16 protein-coding genes are annotated in these 19,484 nt (G+C 68.0%); 12 read left to right on the forward strand and 4 right to left on the reverse strand.

Features of this window, described 5'->3' with window-relative positions:
- Nucleotide 1 precedes the first annotated feature (1 nt).
- Both GOY17_RS01820 and GOY17_RS01825 read left to right on the forward strand, forming a co-directional pair.
- Nucleotides 2-376, forward strand: coding sequence for a response regulator (locus tag GOY17_RS01820; protein ID WP_157029046.1), 375 nt, complete (start codon nucleotides 2-4; stop codon nucleotides 374-376).
- Nucleotides 377-1,233: 857 nt separating this feature from the next.
- On the forward strand, nucleotides 1,234-2,037 hold the full coding sequence (locus GOY17_RS01825) for an SDR family oxidoreductase (protein ID WP_157029047.1): 804 nt from the start codon (nucleotides 1,234-1,236) through the stop codon (nucleotides 2,035-2,037).
- Here GOY17_RS01825 and GOY17_RS01830 read toward each other — a convergent pair.
- From GOY17_RS01830 to GOY17_RS01840, 3 genes are all read right to left on the reverse strand, one after another.
- Nucleotides 2,034-3,584 (reverse strand): alpha/beta hydrolase, encoded by a 1,551-nt coding sequence (locus tag GOY17_RS01830; RefSeq protein ID WP_157029048.1) that lies wholly within the window; start codon nucleotides 3,582-3,584, stop codon nucleotides 2,034-2,036. The genes GOY17_RS01825 and GOY17_RS01830 overlap by 4 nt on opposite strands.
- 81 nt (nucleotides 3,585-3,665) lie before the next feature.
- Complete coding sequence (locus tag GOY17_RS01835; protein ID WP_157029049.1) at nucleotides 3,666-4,001, reverse strand: gamma-glutamylcyclotransferase family protein; 336 nt, start codon at nucleotides 3,999-4,001, stop codon at nucleotides 3,666-3,668.
- Between the two features lie 52 nt (nucleotides 4,002-4,053).
- Entirely contained in the window at nucleotides 4,054-5,859 is a 1,806-nt protein-coding gene (locus tag GOY17_RS01840; protein ID WP_198173778.1) for a YbhB/YbcL family Raf kinase inhibitor-like protein, read from the reverse strand.
- Between the two features lie 180 nt (nucleotides 5,860-6,039).
- Between GOY17_RS01840 and GOY17_RS01845 the strand changes: the two genes are divergently transcribed.
- From GOY17_RS01845 to GOY17_RS01860, 4 genes are all read left to right on the forward strand, one after another.
- Nucleotides 6,040-6,321 carry a hypothetical protein gene (locus GOY17_RS01845; protein WP_157029050.1) on the forward strand — a complete coding sequence of 94 codons (282 nt, stop codon included), beginning with the start codon at nucleotides 6,040-6,042 and terminating at the stop codon, nucleotides 6,319-6,321.
- 100 nt (nucleotides 6,322-6,421) lie between these two features.
- On the forward strand, nucleotides 6,422-6,928 hold the full coding sequence (gene msrA / locus GOY17_RS01850; protein WP_115841101.1) for a peptide-methionine (S)-S-oxide reductase MsrA: 507 nt from the start codon (nucleotides 6,422-6,424) through the stop codon (nucleotides 6,926-6,928).
- Nucleotides 6,929-7,030: 102 nt separating this feature from the next.
- Nucleotides 7,031-8,575 carry a M20/M25/M40 family metallo-hydrolase gene (locus GOY17_RS01855; protein ID WP_232338501.1) on the forward strand — a complete coding sequence of 515 codons (1,545 nt, stop codon included), beginning with the start codon at nucleotides 7,031-7,033 and terminating at the stop codon, nucleotides 8,573-8,575.
- A gap of 377 nt (nucleotides 8,576-8,952) precedes the next feature.
- Complete coding sequence (locus GOY17_RS01860) at nucleotides 8,953-11,007, forward strand: M13 family metallopeptidase (protein WP_157029051.1); 2,055 nt, start codon at nucleotides 8,953-8,955, stop codon at nucleotides 11,005-11,007.
- Nucleotides 11,008-11,069: 62 nt separating this feature from the next.
- Here GOY17_RS01860 and GOY17_RS01865 read toward each other — a convergent pair whose 3' ends face one another.
- A complete protein-coding gene (locus tag GOY17_RS01865) occupies nucleotides 11,070-11,909 on the reverse strand; it encodes a hypothetical protein (RefSeq protein WP_157029052.1) in 840 nt (279 codons plus the stop codon).
- A gap of 364 nt (nucleotides 11,910-12,273) precedes the next feature.
- On the opposite strand from GOY17_RS01865, the gene GOY17_RS01870 reads away from it, so the two are divergent.
- The 6 genes from GOY17_RS01870 to GOY17_RS01895 all read left to right on the forward strand — a co-directional run bounded on the left by GOY17_RS01870 (nucleotide 12,274) and on the right by GOY17_RS01895 (nucleotide 19,421).
- Complete coding sequence (locus GOY17_RS01870) at nucleotides 12,274-13,050, forward strand: iron-containing redox enzyme family protein (RefSeq protein ID WP_181902696.1); 777 nt, start codon at nucleotides 12,274-12,276, stop codon at nucleotides 13,048-13,050.
- Nucleotides 13,047-13,478, forward strand: a complete 432-nt coding sequence (locus GOY17_RS01875; RefSeq protein WP_232338502.1) for a VOC family protein — start codon at nucleotides 13,047-13,049, stop codon at nucleotides 13,476-13,478. Before GOY17_RS01870 ends, GOY17_RS01875 begins: the two co-directional genes overlap by 4 nt.
- Before the next feature lie 20 nt (nucleotides 13,479-13,498).
- Nucleotides 13,499-14,869, forward strand: coding sequence for an aspartate aminotransferase family protein (locus GOY17_RS01880; protein ID WP_157029054.1), 1,371 nt, complete (start codon nucleotides 13,499-13,501; stop codon nucleotides 14,867-14,869).
- A gap of 73 nt (nucleotides 14,870-14,942) precedes the next feature.
- A complete protein-coding gene (locus GOY17_RS01885; RefSeq protein WP_157029055.1) occupies nucleotides 14,943-15,344 on the forward strand; it encodes a DUF2946 family protein in 402 nt (133 codons plus the stop codon).
- 65 nt (nucleotides 15,345-15,409) lie between these two features.
- Nucleotides 15,410-17,479: a TonB-dependent receptor family protein gene (locus tag GOY17_RS01890; RefSeq protein WP_157029056.1), complete on the forward strand. Its 2,070-nt coding sequence runs from the start codon at nucleotides 15,410-15,412 to the stop codon at nucleotides 17,477-17,479.
- Nucleotides 17,480-17,597: 118 nt separating this feature from the next.
- Nucleotides 17,598-19,421: a DUF885 domain-containing protein gene (locus GOY17_RS01895; RefSeq protein WP_198173780.1), complete on the forward strand. Its 1,824-nt coding sequence runs from the start codon at nucleotides 17,598-17,600 to the stop codon at nucleotides 19,419-19,421.
- Nucleotides 19,422-19,484: the final 63 nt, after the last annotated feature.

Genomic DNA, 19,484 nt, shown 5'->3' on the forward strand with positions numbered 1-19,484 from the left:
GATGGGCGGCAAGACCCTGTTGCTGGCCGAGGACGAGATGTACGTCGCGATGACGCTGAGCGACCTGCTCACCGAAGCCGGTTACCGGGTCCTCACCGCCGCGCGGCTCGGCGATGCGATCGGCGTCGCCGAACGCGAGCGCATCGACTGCGCGATCCTCGACATCAACCTGCACGGCGAGCAGGTCTATCCGCTGTGCGACCGCCTGCGCGAAAGCGGCGTGCCGTTCTTCTTCACCTCCGCCTATGGCGCCGAGGGCCTGGCCGAGGAGTACCGCGACGTCCCGATGGTGCCCAAGCCCTACACCTGCGACGAGGTGGTGGAGGCGATCGTGCGGCAGATGGATGGCGCTGCAGACGGGTCCCAGGCGCGTTGAGCCGCTCTCCCGCCTGGAGAGGCGTTGGTGTAGCTCCTCTCCCGGCGGGAAGCGCTCAGGTTTAGCCCCTCTCCCACCGGGAGAGGGGTTGGGGTGAGGGTCGGGCGTGTGATGTGCTGGCACTTGCGACGCGCTCATCGATTGCCTTTCAACAGCGACAGCAAAATGGATTCCAGCTTTCGCTGGAATGACGATGCTTTTGTTCGACGCTCGTGGACTGCCTGTTCGCCGGCAATGGAGTGCCCACGCGCGGTGGGCCTGGATCCCGGCCTTCGCCGGGATGACGGCTTCGGGGAGGCTGTCGGCCATCGGCGGGATGACGCCTTTACCCATCTCCTAGCGGGAGAGCGTTGGCTAACCTCTCTTTCAAGGGAGAGTCGTTGGTATAGCCCCTCTCCAACGGGAGGAGCGCTGGTTTAGCCCCTCTCCAACGGGAGGAGCGCTGGTTTAGCCCCTCTCCAACGGGAAGAGCGCTGGTTTAGCCCCTCTCCCACCGGGAGAGGGGTTGGGGTGAGGGGCGGGGCGTGCGATGTGCTGGCACTTGCGATGCGCTGCTCGATTGCGTTTCAAAAGCAACAGCAAAAGTGCATTCCAGCTTTCGCTGGAATGACGATGCTTTGTTCGCCGATGGTGGAGTGCCTGTTCGCCGGCAATGGAGTGCCCATGCGCGGTGGGCCTGGGTCCCGGCCTTCGCCGGGATGACGGCTTCGGGGAGGCTGTTTTGGGGTGGGGCGGTGCCTGCCATTGTTGCCCCACAGGCAACACCCGATGTCCGCACCCGAACCTACCGGCCATCTGCCAACGGCCGCACCATCGCAGCCGGATGGCAGCCGAAGCGCGCGCCGGAGGACTCCGCAATGAAGATCGTCGTCGCAGGCGGAACCGGGCTGGTCGGGACGCGGCTGGTCACGCGGTTGCGCGAGGGCGGGCACGACGTCGTGTCGGCCTCTCGACGCACCGGTGTCAACGTCGTCACGGGCGACGGGCTCGACGCCGCGCTCAAGGGCGCCAGCATCGTCATCGACGTCACCAACGCGCCATCGTTCGACGAACCCAATGTCGCGGACTTCTTCCGCACCGCCACGCGCAACCTGCTCGACGCGGGCGAACGCGCCGGCATCGCGCACCATGTCGCGCTGTCGGTCGTCGGAACCTCAAGGCTGCAGACCAGCGCCTATTTCCGTGCGAAGCAGGTGCAGGAAGACCTCGTGCGCGCGTCGCGCGTGCCGCACACGCTCGTGCAGGCGACGCAGTTCTTCGAGTTCATGGCCAGCATCATTCCGCACGACGACGACCGCGACCCGGTGCATCTGTCCAGCGGCCTCGTCGAACCCGTCGCGGCCGACGACGTCGCCGCGCAGCTGGCGGAGATTGCGGTTTCACCGCCGTCGGCGGCGACGATCGAGATTGCCGGGCCCGATACGTATCGTCTGAACGAACTGGTGCAGTGGGTGATGTACAGCTACCAGGACGACCGGCCCGTCATCGCCGATCCCACCGCGTCGTACTACGGCGGCCTGCTGGACGACCGCACGCTGACGCCCGGGCCGGGCGCGCGCATCGCGCCGACGCATTTCCGGGACTGGCTGAGCGGACTGCAGGCGTCGAAGATCGAGATTCCGCACGTGCATCATCCCGATCCCATCGCGCGCCGGCGCTAGCGATCCTTCGCGTCGACCGTCGTCGCGATACGCGCGAGCATCCAGCCGTGGAACGGGTTGCTGCCCAGGCGACTGAGCACGTCTTGCGACACCACCAGCGCATTGCGTTCGCCGCGCACCGCCACGGCGCCGAGCCGCAGCCCGCCTTGTCCTTCCGGATGCATGCCGTACAGCGGATCGTCGTCGGCGAAGGGCAGTGCGACGTGCGACAGCGAATACACCTCGGCGGGGTACCTCATGCCGATCGGCTGCGCGGTGATGGCGCCGGCGCGCGCCGGCCGTGATCGCGCGAGCACGGCCGCGTCGTCCTGCGAGGTCACGCCAAGCGCGGTCAGCGTGTAGTCGCGCGGGCGCTGCAGCGCGTCGCGCGTCCAGTTCGTCGCGGCGGGGCGCAGCATCGGCGCCATCACGCGGCTGCGGTTCACATCGAACAGCACCAGCTCGCTGCCGTTGTCGGGCAGCACGTCGAACAGGCGCGTCATCACCGCGCGCGCGGACACGGTGTCGTCGACGACCGACTGGAACGCGAGGATCGGCGGCAGCTGCGCGATGCGGTTCTGCCGCGCGACGGTGTCCAGCGAGCGTTGCAGGTCGGCCGTCACAAGATACGACTCGCGCGCGGCACGCACGGGGAAGGAGTTGTACTTGAACGGGTTGTACTCGGGCATCAGGTCCAGCCACGCGGATTTCGCGTAGCGGCTGAAGAACGCCGGCACGCCCGCCAGGCCCGCGTATCGCGCGAAGCGGTTGACCTCGATCATCGGCGAGAGCAGCACGATCCGATCGACATCGCTGCGCTGGCCACGTTCGATCCAGCGCATCTCGTGCAGCAGCGCGAGCGCGGCGCCGTTCGAATAGCCCACCAGGTGGATCGGCAGCGCATCGCCCGCGCGACGCTGCGCTTCGCGCATCGCCATGTCGGTGACGGCGTTCCATTCCGCGCGGCCTTCGCGCGTGAGACCGGCGGGCACGGTGCCGTGGCCCGGCATGCGCGGCACGAACACCACGAAACCGTGCTCGCGATACAGCTCCGCGAGGCTGCGCATGCTGTACGGCGAATCGGTCAAACCGTGCAGCATCACCGCGACGCCGCGCGGCTTGCCTTGGGGCTCGAACACGAACGAGCGGTTCCAGTCGCGATCGAACCGCAGCGGCGAGGTGATGCTGTCGTCGTAATAGCGGTTGAGCGGCGTGTGGTCGGACGCATCGAGCTGCGCGCGCAGCTTCCGATGCACCTGGTCGAACATCGCCGTTTCGGCCTGCACCCAGGCGCGCCAGTCCATCTTCGCGATGGCGGCGGCGTCGGGCTCCTCGGGCACAATGGTCTGCCACGGGCGCAGCGGCGGACCCTGCGTGGACAGGTACGCGCGGATGGCGATGAGCGCGACGACCAGCAGCACGACGCCCAGCAGCAGCCGGCGCGCGAACGTGCCCAGGCCGCTGAGCGAACGGCGGATCAGATGCGTCAGGCCCTGCGCATGCGCGGGAACGTCGTCGTTGTCCTCGACGCCGGGATGCTCGCGGTTCTCGTCTTCGGGCAAGGCCATGGCGGGCTCCCGCGTCGCGGATGCGCCGCATGGTGCGGCGGCGAGCCGCTCCGATCAAGTCGACCGATCAGATCGTGGGCTTCAAGGCGCGGGCGCAAGGCTGTAGACGTGCGCGCGTACCTGCGCTCCGTCGTCCAGCCGCGCGGTCGTGATCACGCGGATGTAACCCTCGCCTTCGAAATCGTCCAGCCGTTCCCAGTGCGCCGGCAGTTCCGCGGACGTGAATACCAGGCCGGCGACGTCATCGCCCTCCGGGTCGAGCACGAGTCCGGGGAAACCCATCGCCGCGCCCCAGCCTTCGGCGTGCAGCGTTCCGCGCACGGTGGCCGGGCGCCATTGCCCGGGGATGTCGGCCAGTACGTGCGCGTTGGCGCGGCCGGGGGCGAGGCTGCCGTAGACGAACAGGTGCGTGGTCATGCGCGAAGCGTAGCGCGTCGTGCGCGCGCCACGCTTCACGCCGCCGCGCCGATCACTTCAGCGGAGGAACCGTCTGCTGGTACGTGCCGACGCGTTCGCCCTTCGCGATGACGTGGCCCTTTGCGGCCGACAGCACCTGATCGCGATCCGCGCCCGGAGGCAGGTCGAGCACCGTGTCCAGTGCAAGGATCTGGAAGTGGTAGTGATGCGGCGGATCGCCCACCGGCGGGCGCGGGCCGTAGTAGCCGACGGAGCCGCGGCTGGTCCGGCCCTGCATCATTCCGTCCGGCTTGGTGAGGCGCATCTGCTCCTGCAGGCCTTCAGGCAGCGACGTCACGTCGCCCGGGATGTTCCAGGCGACCCAGTGCACGAACGGCGTGATCGGCTTCGCGTCGGGGTCTTCCATGATGATCGCGTACGACTTCGCGCCCGGCACCGCGGTCCACGACAGCGCCGGCGACACGCCGTCCTTGTATTCGCTGTGCTTGGGCGGAATGGGACCGTTCGCCGGAATCGTCGGCGATTCGACGGTGAGCGCACCCTTCGCGGCCGTTTCCTTGCGCTGCATCGCGATCGGCACGCCGATGCCCTTGGCCGCCTGCGTCTTCATCGGGCCGGCTGGCGGCGACAGCGGCTTGACCGCGCCGTTGCCGTCGCGACTGGCGAGGCGATAGATCACGCCGTTGACGTCGTCGCCAACGAGCAGCGCGCCGTCTTTCGCCACCGCGACGCCGACCGGCCGGCCGAAGTGTTGCTGCCCGCCATCGACGAGGAAGCCGGAGAGGATCGGCTCCATCGACTGCGGCTTGCCGTTGGCGAAATGCACGCGCACCACCTCGTAGCCCGACGGCTTCGCGCGATTCCACGAACCGCGCATGGCGATGAAGGCATCGTTCGCGTAATCGGCCGGCACCGCGCCGCCACCGGGATGGAACGCCATCTGCATCGGCGCCGCGTGCGCGGTGTAGCCTAGGCTCATCGGCACGCTGATTGCCGCCCACTGCTCGCGCGTGATCCCGCCCGGCGGCGGCGCGCTCTGCGGATTGAGCTCGCCCTTGCCGTACACGTGCGGCCAGCCGTACTGCTTGCCGAGTTCGATCCGGTTGAATTCCTCCGGCTGCTGCTCGTCGCCGAGCAGGTCGATGCCGTGGTCGGCGCCCCACAGCTCGCCGGTCTGCGGATGCCAGCCGAAACCAATGGTGTTGCGCAAACCACTGGCGAAGATCGTGCGCGACTTGCCGTCGGGTGACATGCGCAGCAGCGTCGCGTGTTCCGGGTTGGTCTCGTTGCATGCATTGCAGGTGGAACCAACGCTGACGTACAGCATGCCGTCCGGGCCGAAGGCGAGCGTGCGGTTGGGATGCTGGCCGCCGTCGGGCAGGTCGCCGACGAGCAGCGTTTCCTCGCCGAGCGTGCCGTCGGCGTTGATCGGCGCGACGAAGATCTCCTTCACCGTCGCCATGTACAGCTTGCCGTCGTGGATCGCCAGGCCGTGCACGCTCGGGCGCGTGGCGACGATGGTCGGTTCGCCATCGGCGGCGCCGTCGCCGTTGGCGTCGCGCAGCATCAGCACGTCGCCCTGTTCGCGACGGCTCACGTACACGGTGCCGTCGGGCGCGACGACGAGGATGCGCGCGTTTTTCAGGCCGGTCGCGAAGGGTTTCACTTCCAGTCCGTCGGCGGCCTTCAGGCTGGCGATGCGTTCGGGCGTCGCGTCGACCTTCGCCGGTCGCAGGACGTTGGCTTCGTTGCGGCGCGTTTCGGTCTTCTCGTCCTGGGCGAACGCCGGCGCGGCAAGCGTGCTCATCAGTGCAAGGCAGGCCAGCGATGTCGCCCGCGTCGATCGTGTTCCGTTCATCGTTGTGCTCCATGGAATGCCCATCTCGACGCACGAAGGTAAAAGCGGGCGCGTGGGCAAACCGTCCACGCAACGCGACGATCACGTCGTCGTCATCGCGCGATGCACGTTTCACGAATCCGTGCATGCGAGTGCGTTTCCATCGAACACGACGCCGCCTCGCACACGGAGTGACACCTCATGAAGCGCACGATGAGCCGCATCCACGTAGTGCTGTTCCTGCTCGGCATCGCGATGGCGATGCCGGGTTGCGATCGCCGCGAAAGCGATGGCAATTCCACGACGCCGCCAGCGGCGGGCGATGCGTCCGAACCGTTGCAGTCCGAGCAGCCCGCCGCGCCGGCGCCGGAAGCGGCGAGCAACGATTCCACGGCGCCGGGCGCGGCGAATCCGCCGCCGGAAACCACGCCGTCGGAGACCTCGCCCGAATCGCCGCAGCAGGACGATCCATCCCGCCGCTAGGCCGTCGACGCCGTCTGGGCGCGCTTGCGGGGGCGTCTTCACGCCCCCATCGTGGAGGGACCGGACGAGACCGTCCCCATCGACGAGGCAGAGGACCGACATGAGCGCCCGTACCGAAACCGCACTGCTGGCCGGCGGCTGCTTCTGGGGCATGCAGGAGCTGATCCGCGCGATGCCCGGCGTGGTGTCCACGCGCGTGGGCTACAGCGGCGGCGACGTGCCCAACGCCACGTATCGCAACCACGGCACGCATGCCGAGGCGATCGAGATCGTGTTCGATCCCGACAAGCTGAGTTATCGCGAGATCCTGGAGTTCTTCTTCCAGATCCACGATCCCAGCACGAAGAACCGGCAGGGCAACGACATCGGCACCAGCTACCGCTCGGCGATCTTTTATACCAACGACGAACAGAAGCGCGTGGCCGAAGACACCATCGCCGACGTCGATGCTTCGGGTTTGTGGCCGGGCAAGGTCGTGACCGAAGTGTCGCCGGCCGGCCCGTTCTGGCAGGCCGAGCCCGAACACCAGGACTACCTGCAGCATTACCCCACCGGCTACACCTGCCACTTCGTGCGGCCCGACTGGAAGCTGCCGCGCCGGGCCTGACCGGCGCGCCGATGCAGGGCGCGTGAAGCGCGGCCCCGTTCGCGCGCGTCCACCGATCCCCGGCTAGACTCGCCGCACGACCACGGCTGGGGAGAACGGTGTATGGCTGCATCGGTTTTCGGGCGTCGCGCGCAACTGGGCGCGATCGGTTTGACCGCCTTCGCGCTGACGGCGATGGCATCGGGGATGGCATTCGCGCAGGCGCCTGATCGCGCCGCGATCCAGGCGCAGGTGACCAAGCGGCACGACACGGCGGTGAAGGCGTTGCAGGACTGGATCGCCCTGCCGTCCATCGCCGCGGAGGATCGCAACGCGAAGCAGGGCGCCGAATACATGGCGAAACTCGCGCGCGAGGCCGGCTTCCAGAAGGTCGAGATCGTCGACACCGGCGGCAAGCCGGGCGTGTTCGCCACGCTCGACGCCGGCGCGTCGACCACCGTCGGCGTGTACTACATGTACGACGTGAAGCAGTTCGATCCGGCCGAATGGTCGTCGCCACCGCTGGAGGCGCGCATCGTCGACAAGCCGGGGCTCGGCAAGGCGATCGTCGGCCGCGGCGCGGCCAACCAGAAAGGCCCGGAAATGGCCTTCCTCACCGCGCTGCACGCCATCCGCGACGCGAAGCAGAAGATGCCGGTGAACCTCGTGCTCGTCGCCGAGGGTGAGGAGGAAATCGGTTCGCCCAACATCGGCAAGCTGGTGCTGCGCCCCGACGTGCAGGCCGCGCTGAAGAAGAGCATCGGCGTGTTCATGCCGATGGGCCTGCAGGATCCCGACGGCGCGGTGACGGTGAACCTCGGCGCGAAGGGCGTGGTCGAGCTGGAACTGGTCGCCGACGGCAACGCCTGGGGACGCGGTCCGTCGAAGGACGTGCATTCCTCGCTCAAGGCGATGGTCGACAGCCCCGCATGGCGGCTGGTGAAGGCGCTGGACACGCTGGTGTCGGAAGACGGCAACACCATCACCGTCGACGGCTTCCCGAAGCCGACGCCGCTCACCGCGACCGAACGCGCGCAGATCGCCAAGTCCGTCGCCGCGCGCGACGAAGCCACCGCGCGCAAGTCGCTGGGCGTACCGCACTGGATCGACGACCTGTCGTGGGAAAAGGCGAACGAGCGCCTGGTCTCGCAGCCGACGATCAACATCGAAGGCATCGTCGGCGGCTACACCGGCCCCGGCGGCAAGACGATCCTGCCGTATCGCGCGGTCGCGAAGATCGACATGCGCCTGGTACCGCCGATGACGCGCGACGGCGCGGTCGAGGCGCTCAAGGCGCACTTGAAGAAGCGCGGCTACGGCGACATCGCCGTGAACGTGAGCGGCGGCTACGACCCGACCACGACCGATGCGGATTCCAGACTGATCCAGGCGCAGATCAACGTGCTGCGTCGTAACAACATCGAGCCGCTGCTGTGGCCGCGCCTGGCCGGCTCGTACCCGGGCTTCGTATTCACCCAGCCGCCGCTGTCGCTGCCGTCGGGTCACTTTGGCCTCGGCCACGGCGGCGGCGCGCACGCGCCGGACGAGTTCTACCTCATCCAGTCCACCAACCCGAAGGTGCAGGGCTTCGACGGCGCGGTGATGTCGTACGTGGATTACCTGTACGAGCTGGGCGCCTCCGGCGGGAGTTCGGCTGCGGCGAAGTGAATCCGTTGCTGACGTCGACGTCCTGGGCGAGCACGCCGGGTTTAGCCCCTCTCCCGTCGGGAGAGGGGTTGGGGTGAGGGGCGGGACGTGCGATGCCTTCCCGATGTTCAAACCTTCAGGCCGTCATCCCGGCGAAAGCCGGGACCCAGGCCGATCACGCTGGTTCTTGCGTCACGCCCATCTTCGGATTGTCAGCGGGCCTGGGTCCCGGCCTTCGCCGGGATGACGATTCGGGAAGGCGCGGCGTGAGCCCGCCTTGCCTCAACTGGCGCCCCGCACTCCGCCGCCCGCCAGCCGCCACAAACCCCACCAAAGTCACGCGACAGCCCCGTCGCGTGCCGTTAGCCTCGGGCGTTCCATTTCCGTCGGAACCGCCCATGAAGTTCTCGTCCCTGAGCCTCGCCCTCGCGCTCGGCCTGGCATCCACCGCCTCCTTCGCCGCCGGCAATCCGGCCGGCAAGCCCGAGCTCGGCGATTTCGGCGTCGACCTCAGCGCCCGCGACCTGTCGGTCAAGCCCGGCGATGACTTCAACCGCTACGTCAGCGGCACGTGGTTGAAGAGCTACCAGCTCAAGGATTACGAGACCTCCTTCGGTTCGTTCAACGCGCTGCGCGACCGCTCCGAGGAGCAGGTGCATGGCCTGATCGAGGAACTGCACGCGAAGGGCGGCATCGCGCCGGGCAGCAACGACCAGAAGGTGCGCGATTTCTATGCCAGTTACATGGATCGCGACGCGCGCGACGCCAAGGGCATCAAGCCGCTGCAGCCGGTGCTGGGACGCATCGGTGCGATCAAGTCGAAGGGCGATCTGATCAACGCCTTCGCCAACGCCGACCTCGACGCCAGCGCCTCGCCGGTGCGCCTGGGCGTCGACCTGGACCGCAAGAATCCCGATGCGTACCTGGTGAGCCTCAACGTCGGCGGCCTCGGCCTGCCGGACAAGGACTACTACACCAATCCCGACGCGCGCTTCGTCAAGATCCGCGAGGCCTACGTCGCGCACATCGCGCGCATGCTCGGCTTCGCCGGCGCGAAGGATGCGCAGACGCGTGCGCAGAAGGTGCTCGAGCTCGAAACCGCGCTCGCCAAGCCGCAGTGGGAGCGCGCCAAGCGACGCGATCGCGACAAGACCTACAACGTGTCGACCTTCGCCGAGCTTCAGAAGCAGTTCCCGTCGTACGACTTCGCCGCGCACCTCAAGGCGCAGCAGATGCCGCAGCCGGACCGCGTCAACATCGTCACGCCTGACGCCGTGCAGCCCGTCCTCGACGTGATCGCCGCCACGCCGCTGCCGGTGTGGCGCGACTACCTCGCTTTCCACGCCGTGGACGGCAACGCCGAGCTGCTGAGCCGCGAGATCGACAACGCCTCCTTCGAATTCAACGGCAAGGTGCTCGCCGGCCAGAAGGCGCAGAAGGACGACTGGAAGCGCGCGGTGGCGATCGTCGGCGCGAAGGACGGCGGCCTCGGCGATGCCGTCGGCGAGCTGTACGTCGCGAAGTACTTCCAGCCCGAGTCCAAGGTCGCGATGGACAAGCTGGTGGAAAACCTGCGCGCCGCGCTGCGCCAGAACATCCAGCAGCTGGACTGGATGGGCGAGGCGACCAAGGCCGAGGCGTACCGCAAGCTGTCCACGTTCCGCCCGAAGATCGGCTATCCGGAAAAGTGGACCGACTATTCCAGCGTCACCATCGTGCCGGATGACCTGGTCGCCAACGCGATCCAGATGCGCCGCTTCGAACGGCACGACGAGAACCGCCGCGTCGGCCAGAAGACCGATCGCGACGAATGGCGCATGACGCCGCAGACCGTCAACGCCTACTACAACTCGACGTTCAACGAGATCGTGTTCCCCGCCGCCATCCTGCAGCCGCCGTTCTTCGACGTGCATGCCGATGCCGCGGTGAACTACGGCGGCATCGGTGCGGTGATCGGCCACGAGATGGGGCACGGCTTCGACGACCAGGGCAGCAAGTCCGACGCCGACGGCGTGCAGCGCAACTGGTGGACCGATGCCGACCGCGCGCGCTTCGACGAACGCACCAAGGCACTCGGCGCGCAGTACGACAGCTACTGCCCGCTGGAAGGCCAGTGCGTGAATGGCGCGCTGACGATGGGTGAGAACATCGGCGACCTCGGTGGCATCTCGATGGCCTACACCGCCTACAAGCTGAGCCTGGACGGCAAGCCCGCGCCGAAGATCGACGGGCTGACGGGCGACCAGCGCTTCTTCCTCGCGTTCGGCCAGATCTGGAAGGGCAAGTACCGCGACGAATCGCTGCTCAACCTGATCAAGACCAACCCGCATTCGCCGGGCATGTACCGTGCGAACGGTCCGGTGCGCAACTTCGATCCGTGGTACCAGGCCTTCGACGTGAAGCCGGGCGACGCGCTGTACCTCCCGCCGGAGAAGCGCGTGCGTATCTGGTAATCATCGACACGCCTTGATGCAGAACGGCGCGGCGGAGCGATTCCGTCGCGCCGTTCTGCGTTTCAGGCGCCGAGGTCCGGTTCCGGCGGAGGACGCTCGCGCGTGCCGCGCGTCACCAGACGCAACTGCCGCAGCGGCCCCTTCCACGGCAGCACGAAGCGCCGGTAGAAGAACGACAGCACGCGGCGCGGCCACGGCACGCGTCGCGCGAGGCCTTCCTCGATCGTGTACACGCACGGTGCGCACAGGCCGCACGGCTTGCCACGCACCGGGCGATGGCAGAACCACGTCATCTCCATGATGCCGTCCCAGCCGGCCGCGCGCGATTCGCGTTCGATCCCGCGCTTGTCGACGCGGAACAGCGGGAAGCCGAACGCGCCGAACAACGTGTGTTCCGGTGTTCCGATGCGCGCCGGGTCCACGCGCACGCTGCGGAAACCTGCCGGGTGCTCCACTTCGACGACGAACCCGCGCAGCAGCGCCTGCACCTTGTCGTCCACGTGCACGCCCAGTTCCATGCCGTCGAGCGTGTGGTCGCGGCAGAACGCTGGCAGCCACGCATATTGGCTTCCGATGAACGAACGACGGCGGATCTTCGACAGCGCGATGGCGATGTCGTCGTCCACCACGATGTCCGCCACCGCGGCGCGCCGTAGCGGCTGCAGCAGCTCGCGCGTGTGCGGGAACTCCTCGTTCAGGCGCTGCGCGATGCGCGCCATCGTGTCGATCTCGGTATCGGTCGATGGACGCGTGCGATCTTCCAGGTAGTAGGGAATCACGCGCGCGCGATCGCGCAACAGCAGCTGCAGCAGGCGGAACGTGGAATCCCAGCCGCCGGTCCAGAGCAGCTTCACGCTTCGCGCGTCCTCGTGCAGGTCATCGTTGACGCGCGTGCTGCGCATGCGGCGCGGTTCCTCTTCGCGATGCGGGGAGACAGGACAAGCGTTGTAGCAGTCGTGCATGAAGGATGCATCGCTGTCGTCGGCAGGCTCGCATGCGCTTCGTAAAGGTAGATGAATACTGGCTGTTCGAAGAACAACATGAATGCGCGATCGCGTGAAGCGCGTCTTCGCAAACGTGAGCGCAATCGCGAAATTCCCCGCAATTCCAGTGAAAACGAGAGGTCGTGGTCAAAAGGGAGTGAACCTTGCCATGATTCCTGCGGGGTATGCTCCAGCCGCACTCGATGTTCGTCATCGACGAGTTCGCTTCCCTCCACGCGCAGCGCATGCAATGCGTGCAACGCGCCTCTACCGGACCGGATGCATGTCCCTGGAAAACAGTCTGAGCCCGCTGACCACGCCCTCCTTTCCTGTCGCGATGCATCGCGGCGAATGGGACAGGGACAGTTTCTGGACGTTCGCGGACGCTGCCAAGGAAGCTACCGAAGCGCTTGCGGCGCAGAAGATGAAGGCGCTGGAGAACATGCCGGTCGAGGCGCTGCGCGAGTTCTGCACGCAGTACCGCTTCTTCACCATCGAATACATCAGCGATCTCGCGCTGCTGCTCGCCAAGCTCCCCTTCGGCGGCCTGCGCAGCCTGTTGAGCCAGATCCTCTCGGAGGAACTCGGTGAAGGCGACGCCTCGCGCGCGCATCCGGAGATCTACGATCGCTTCCTCGCCAGCATCGGTGTGCCACGCGACCGGCTGGATCGCGGCTTGCCGGAAAACCGCCGCATCCTCGGCGCGCTCACGCAGGAAATGGCGCAGCGCGATCCGGCCTTCGGCGTCGGCCTGCGCGGCATGGGCGGCGAGTGCCTGTGCCAGACCTACCTGTCGGTGATGTTCGACCACCTGCGCGTGCATCCGTACATGCAGGAGAACGCCGACCGCATCGACTGGGAGTTCTGGACGATCCACACCGGCGAGGAGGACATCGTCCACGGCGAACTCACGCGTGCGGCGATCGACCGCTACATCCAGGACGAGCCGGGCGCACTGCCGGATCTTGCGCAGGGCTACGAGCGCAGCATCACGGCATGGAACCGCTTCTGGCAGAACATCTTCGACGCATGCGCGCCGCAGCGGAGTGCCGTTTCGTGAGCGAGGCGCCGCGCAGGATCACGCAGTTCCACCTCGCGTTCCCCGTGCGCGACCTCGATGAGGCTCGCCACTTCTACGGCGAGGTCATCGGGTGCCCGCAGGGCCGCACCGACGTGTCGTACCAGGATTTCGATTTCTTCGGCCACCACCTGGTGGCGCACATCGCGCCCGATGGCGCGCCGCTGCAGACGGGCCGTTTCGACGGCGAAGCGGTGCCGGTGCCGCATTTCGGCATGAATCTCGACCGCCAGTCGTGGGAGACGCTCGCCCAGCGCGTGAAGACCGCCGGTGTGCAGTTCGCCGAGGAGCCGCACTTGCGCCTGAAGGGCAAGCCCGGCCAGCATGTGACGATGTTCTTCTTCGATCCGTCGGGCAATGCGCTGGAATTCAAGTCGTTCGACGATCCGGAGCAGACCTTCATTCCCTGAGTCCACTGAAGGCGATCGCCATGCGTGAGGCTTCCCTGCAGGGCGCCGGCGAAGCCGCGCCGTCGACCGCGCGTCGCGACGACCGCGCGCACGTGCTGCATTCGTGGTCGGCCATCGACACGTTGAACCCCACCGTCGTCGCCGGCGCTTCGGGTTCGCATTTCTGGGACGAGGAAGGCCGGCGCTACATCGACCTGTCCAGCCAGCTCGTCAACGTCAACGTCGGCCACCAGCATCCCAGGCTTGTCGCCGCGATCCAGGCGCAGGCCGCGACGCTGTGCACCATCGCGCCCTACCACGCGAATGCGGCGACGAGCGAAGCGGCGCGGCTGATCGCCGAAGTCGCGCCGGGCGATCTCAACCGCGTGTTCTTCACCAACGGCGGCGCCGAAGCCATCGAGAACGCGATGCGCATGGCGCGCCTGCACACCGGGCGCCACAAGGTGCTGACGATGTACCGCAGCTACCACGGTGCCACGGCCGGCGCGATCACGGCCTCCGGCGATCCGCGGCGCTGGCCGGCCGAGCCGGGCATGCCGGGCATCGCGCGTTTCTGGGGGCCGTATCCGTATCGCTCCGCGTTCCATGCGAGCGACGAACGCGAGGAATGCGAGCGCGCGCTCGCGCACCTGGCCGACACGATCGCGGTGGAAGGGCCGCACACCATCGCGGCGATCCTGATGGAAAGCGTGGTCGGCGGTAACGGCATCCTCGTGCCGCCGGACGGCTACCTGCAGGGCGTGCGCGCGCTGTGCGACGCGCACGGCATCGTGATGATCGCCGACGAGGTGATGGCCGGTTTCGGCCGCTGCGGCGAGTGGTTCGCGATCGACCGGTGGAACGTCGTGCCCGACCTGATCACCTTCGCCAAGGGCGTGAACTGCGGCTACGTGCCGCTGGGCGGCGTGATCATCTCCGACGCCATCGCCGCGAGTTTCGCCAAGCGCGCGTATCCGGGCGGCCTCACCTACGCGGGCCATCCGCTGGCGTGCGCGGCGGCCGTGGCGTGCATCGGCATCTATCGCGAGGAAAGCCTGATCGAACGCGCGCGTGCACTCGGCGACACGATCATCGGCCCCGAACTGCGCGCAATGCAGGCGCGGCATCCGTCCATCGGCGATGTGCGCGGGCTCGGCGCGTTCTGGGCGATCGAACTCGTGCGCGATCGCGACACGCGCGAGGCGCTGGTGCCGTTCAACGCAAGTGGCGATGCCAATGCGCCGATGATGCAGTTCGCCGCCGAGTGCAAGCGCCTGGGCGCGTGGCCGCTGGTGATGGGCAATCGCCTGCACGTCGTGCCGGCGCTCAACATCGAGGAAGGCACGCTGCGCGAAGGGCTCGCCATCGTCGACGAAGCCCTCGCGGTGGCGGACCGCTTCACCGCGGGCTGACGGCCTTGCTGATCCGGCCGGGCTTGATCGACGTCAGCCCGGCGAGCCCTGCGCGCCCGTACAATGCGCCGCGATGCGCAACCCCGCCCTCCATCGACGGATGACCCTGCTGGCGCTCGCCGCCATGCTGCTGCTCCTGTCGTTGCCGACGGTCGGACGCGTGCTGTCGGCGTCGTCGGCCGATTCGCAGGGCGCGTGGGCGCAGATGTGCACCATGGCCGGGCTGAAGCTCGTGAAGATCGCGCCGGCCGGTGACGTTGGTTTACCCGATACGCCCGCGCCGAAACACGCGCTGCCCGGCGAGGATTGCGCCTACTGCCCGGTGCTCGCCGGCCTGGCGATGTTGCTGGTGTGGACGCTCTTCGCGGTGCCGCCCGCAATGCGCCGCGCACTGCCGCCGTGGCGACCGGCGCCGCTGCGCGCGTTCACGCATCCCAGTGGCCTGGGCTCGCGCGGCCCGCCGATCGCCCTCTAGAAACACGACACCTTCCTGCCGCGCGTGCACTTCGCGCGCGCGTTCGTGCTTTCCGGAGTTTCCAAATGTCGATCCTCTCGTTCGCGATGCCGCGCGCATCGCGGCTGGCCGTTGCCGTGTGCGCGGCGTTCGTTCCCGCTTTCCCAGTCTTCGCCGAGCCGGCGCTTCCCTCGACCACGCTCGACGCCGTCGAAGTGCACGGCGTCCGGCCCGAACTCGCCAGCGCGCCGTCGCTGCAACAGGCCCGCGCGCACCTCGACGAACGCGCCGGTGGCACCGCGCTCGTCGATGCCGATGCGTATCGCGATGGCCGCGTCAGCACGCTCACCGATGCGCTCGGTTACGCGCCGGGCGTGTTCGTGCAATCGCGCTTCGGCGCGGAGGAGGCGCGGCTGTCGATCCGCGGCTCCGGCGTGCAGCGCACCTTCCACGGCCGCGGCATCGAGGTGCTGCAGGACGGCGTGCCGTTGAACCTCGCCGACGGCGCGTTCGACATGCAGGCCATCGAACCGCTTGCCGCGCGCTACATCGAAGTCTGGCGCGGTGCGAACGCGCTCGAATACGGCGCGGCCACGTTGGGCGGCGCGATCGATTTCGTTTCGCCGACCGGTTTCGATGCGCCGATGATCGATGCACGCGTGGAGGCCGGCAGCTTCGGCTACACGCGCGAGCAGGTCGCCGTGGCGAGTGCATCCGATCGAGCCGACGGCTACGTCAGCCTCACCGGCCTGCAACAGGACGGCTATCGCGCGCATTCGCGGCAGGAGAATTACCGCCTGTTCGGCAACGCGGGCTATCGCTTCAGCGACACGCTCGACGGACGCGTGTACCTCACGCACGTCGATACGCGCTCGGAACTGCCGGGCAACCTCACGCTCGCGCAGTCGAAGGCCGACCCGCGCGCCGCCAACGCGGGCAATATCGCGCTCGATCAGCGCCGCGATTACACGCTCGACCGCATCGCCGGACGACTGGGCTGGACGCCGTCAGAAGGCCGCACGCTGGTCGTGTCGACGTGGCTGTCGGATAAGTCGCTGCACCATCCGATCTACCAGGTGCTCGACCAGGACAGCCGCGACGTCGGCATCGACGCGCGCTGGCGCGACGAAGGCGAACTCGCCGGGCATCGCAACGTGCTCATCGCCGGCGTGGCATACACGCGTGGCGACATCAACGACGACCGCTTCGTCAACGTCGCGGGGCATGCGGGCGACCGCACCAACCGCTTCGATCAGCGCGCCACCAACGCCAAGGCCTACGTCGAGAACCAGACGTGGCTCGATGCGCGCTGGGTGGTGTCGCTGGGTGCGCAGGGACTGCATTCGACGCGGCGCTCGCGCGACGGCTACATCACCGGCGGGCGCGACGAGAGCTTCGACGTCCGCTATCCCGGCGTGAGCCCGAAGCTCGGCGTGCGGTATGTCCTCGACGACGCCGCGCAACTGTTCGCCAACCTGAGCCGCAGCCTGGAACCGCCGAGTTTCGGCGAAGTCACCGGCGGACCGGGCGTCACGCAGGTGGACGAGCAGAAGGCGACGACCGCCGAAATCGGCGTGCGCGTGCAGCGCGAGGCGCTGTCGCTCGATGCCGCGCTGTACCGCGCGCGCGTCGACGGCGAGCTGCTCGCGCTGACCGACGGCAACGGCAATCCGCTGGGCACGATCAACGCCGATCGCACGCTGCACCAGGGGCTGGAATTGGGCCTCGGCTGGCACATGGCCTCGCAGTGGCTGCTGTCTGCGAACTACCTGTGGAACGACTTCCGCTTCGTGCACGATGCGGTGTACGGCGACAACGCACTCGCCGGCATCCCGCCGCACCAGTTGCGCGCATCGTTGCGGTGGTCGCCGGGTGAGTCGTTCTACGTCTCGCCCAACGTGGAATGGGTACCGCAGGACTACTACGTCGACCACGCCAACACGTTCCGCGCGCCGGGCTACACGCTGGCCGGCGTGCGCATGGGCGGGCGCATCGCGTCGAGCTGGTCGTGGTTCGTGGATGCGCGCAACCTCGCCGACCGTCGCTGGATATCGAGCACGAACGTCGTCGCCGACGCGCGCGGGCAGGACCAGGCGAACTTCATGCCGGGCGATGGACGCTCGATGTACGTGGGGCTGGAGTGGGCGATGCAGTGATCGTTGCCGATCGCGTCGGTTCGTGACCGCGGCACTCGACGGCAGGGCGATTCGCACCCACGATGTCGCCCTCGCCGAAGCGGCCGCTTCGGGCCGCCTTTGCGAAACAGGAGTCCGCATGCCCCGCAGTGTCCTCACGCTCGTGCTCGCCGCCGTCCTCGGCATCGCGACACCCGCCATCGCCGCCGAATCGCCCGATGGCCTCCGCGCCATGATCGACCGGCAGACGATGGAGGAAGTCCGCCAGAATCCGGAGCTGCGCACGCTGCTGGGCATGTCCGGCGACGGCATCGACCTGTCGGGCCAGCTGACCGACGTCGGCCTCCCGCGCCGGGCCGAGCTGCGCACGCGGATGCAGCACAACCTCGACGAGGTGATGCGCGTCGATCCCGCCAGGCTCACCGGGCAGGATCGCTGGAACTACGGCCTGGTCGTGTGGTTTTACCGTACGCAGATCGACCTGCTGAAGCCCGACTGGGCGCCGGCGTGGATGCCCGCAGGCGCGTCGACCTACGCCGTGGACCAGCTCTTCAGCATTCCGGTCTCGCTGCCCGGCTTCCTCGAGAACCAGCACGCGGTGCGCGACGAGGCGGGCGCGGTGTCGTACGTGTCGCGCCTGCATGCGGTGGCGACGAAGATCGACCAGGTGCGGGCGAACTTCGACCTGCAGGCGAAGCAGGGCGTGCTGCCGCCGCAGACGGCGATGGAAGGCGCGGCGTCGCAGATCCGCATGCTGGTCTCGCGCGATCCGGCGCAGAGCCCGCTGGTGACCTCGTTCGAACGCAAGCTCGCCGCGGTGAAGGCGCTTCCGGCGAAGCGCCGCGACGAACTCCTCGCGCAGGCCGTCGAGGCCGTGCGCGTCGACGCGAATCCCGCGTATGCGCGCCTGCTTGCGCGGCTCGACGAGGAAATCGCGAAGAAGCCGGGCGACCACGGCGTGTGGGCGCTGCCGGACGGCAAGGCCTTCTACGACGCCTCACTGCGCTGGAACACCAGCACCAACCTAGACGCCGACCGCATCCACCAGATCGGCGTGGACGAAGTGGCGCGCATCGAACGCGAGATGGACGCGCGGCTTCGCGCGCAGGGCCGAAGCGACGGCAGCGTCGGCGCGCGCATGTCCGCGCTGGTGACGGATCCACGCTTCCAATACGACGACACCGAGGCCGGGCACGCGGAACTGATCGCCGATATCCGCCACAACCTCGCGAAGCTTGATCCGCATGTGCCCGAGTACTTCGGTCGCACGCCGCCGCAGCCGCTCGACGTTCGTGCGGTGCCGAAGGAAGCCGAGGCGAACGCGCCGGGCGCGTACTACATCCAGCCGGCGATGGACGGCTCGCGGCCGGGCATCTTCTTCGTCAACTTCGGAAACCTGAAGGCGAACACGCGCTGGAGCCTGCCGACGCTGACCTACCACGAGGGCTCGCCGGGCCATCATTTCCAGATCTCCATCGCGCAGACGCTGACCGACCTGCCGATGCTGCGTCGCAGCCTCAACCCGAGCGCCTTCACCGAAGGCTGGGCGCTGTACGCCGAGCAGCTCGCCTCCGAGATGGGCCTCTACAAGGACGATCCGTGGGGCGACCTCGGCCGCCTGCGCGCAGAGCTGTTCCGCTCCGTGCGGCTGGTCGTCGACACCGGCCTGCACCGCAAGCGCTGGACGCCGCAGCAGGCGATCGACTACATGCGCGCGCACACCGGTATGCCGGAATCGGAAGTGCGGTCGGAAGTCTTCCGCTACCTCGTGCAGCCGGGGCAGGCGTGCTCGTACAAGATCGGCCACCTGAAGTTCGTCGAGTTGCGCGAACGTGCGCGCACCGCGCTGGGCGACCGCTTCGACATCCGCGCCTTCCACGACCTCGTGCTCGGCAACGGCGCGGTGCCGCTGGCGGTGCTGGAAGCGTCGGTGGACGACTGGATCGCGACGCAGCGCAGGTAACGCTTCGCCTCGAAGGCGTGAAGAAGCGCGGCCTCGACACGTGGCCGCGCCTCGGCGCGCGCT

It is taken from the genome of Lysobacter soli, assembly GCF_009755585.1.
Lineage (GTDB): Bacteria > Pseudomonadota > Gammaproteobacteria > Xanthomonadales > Xanthomonadaceae > Lysobacter_J > Lysobacter_J soli.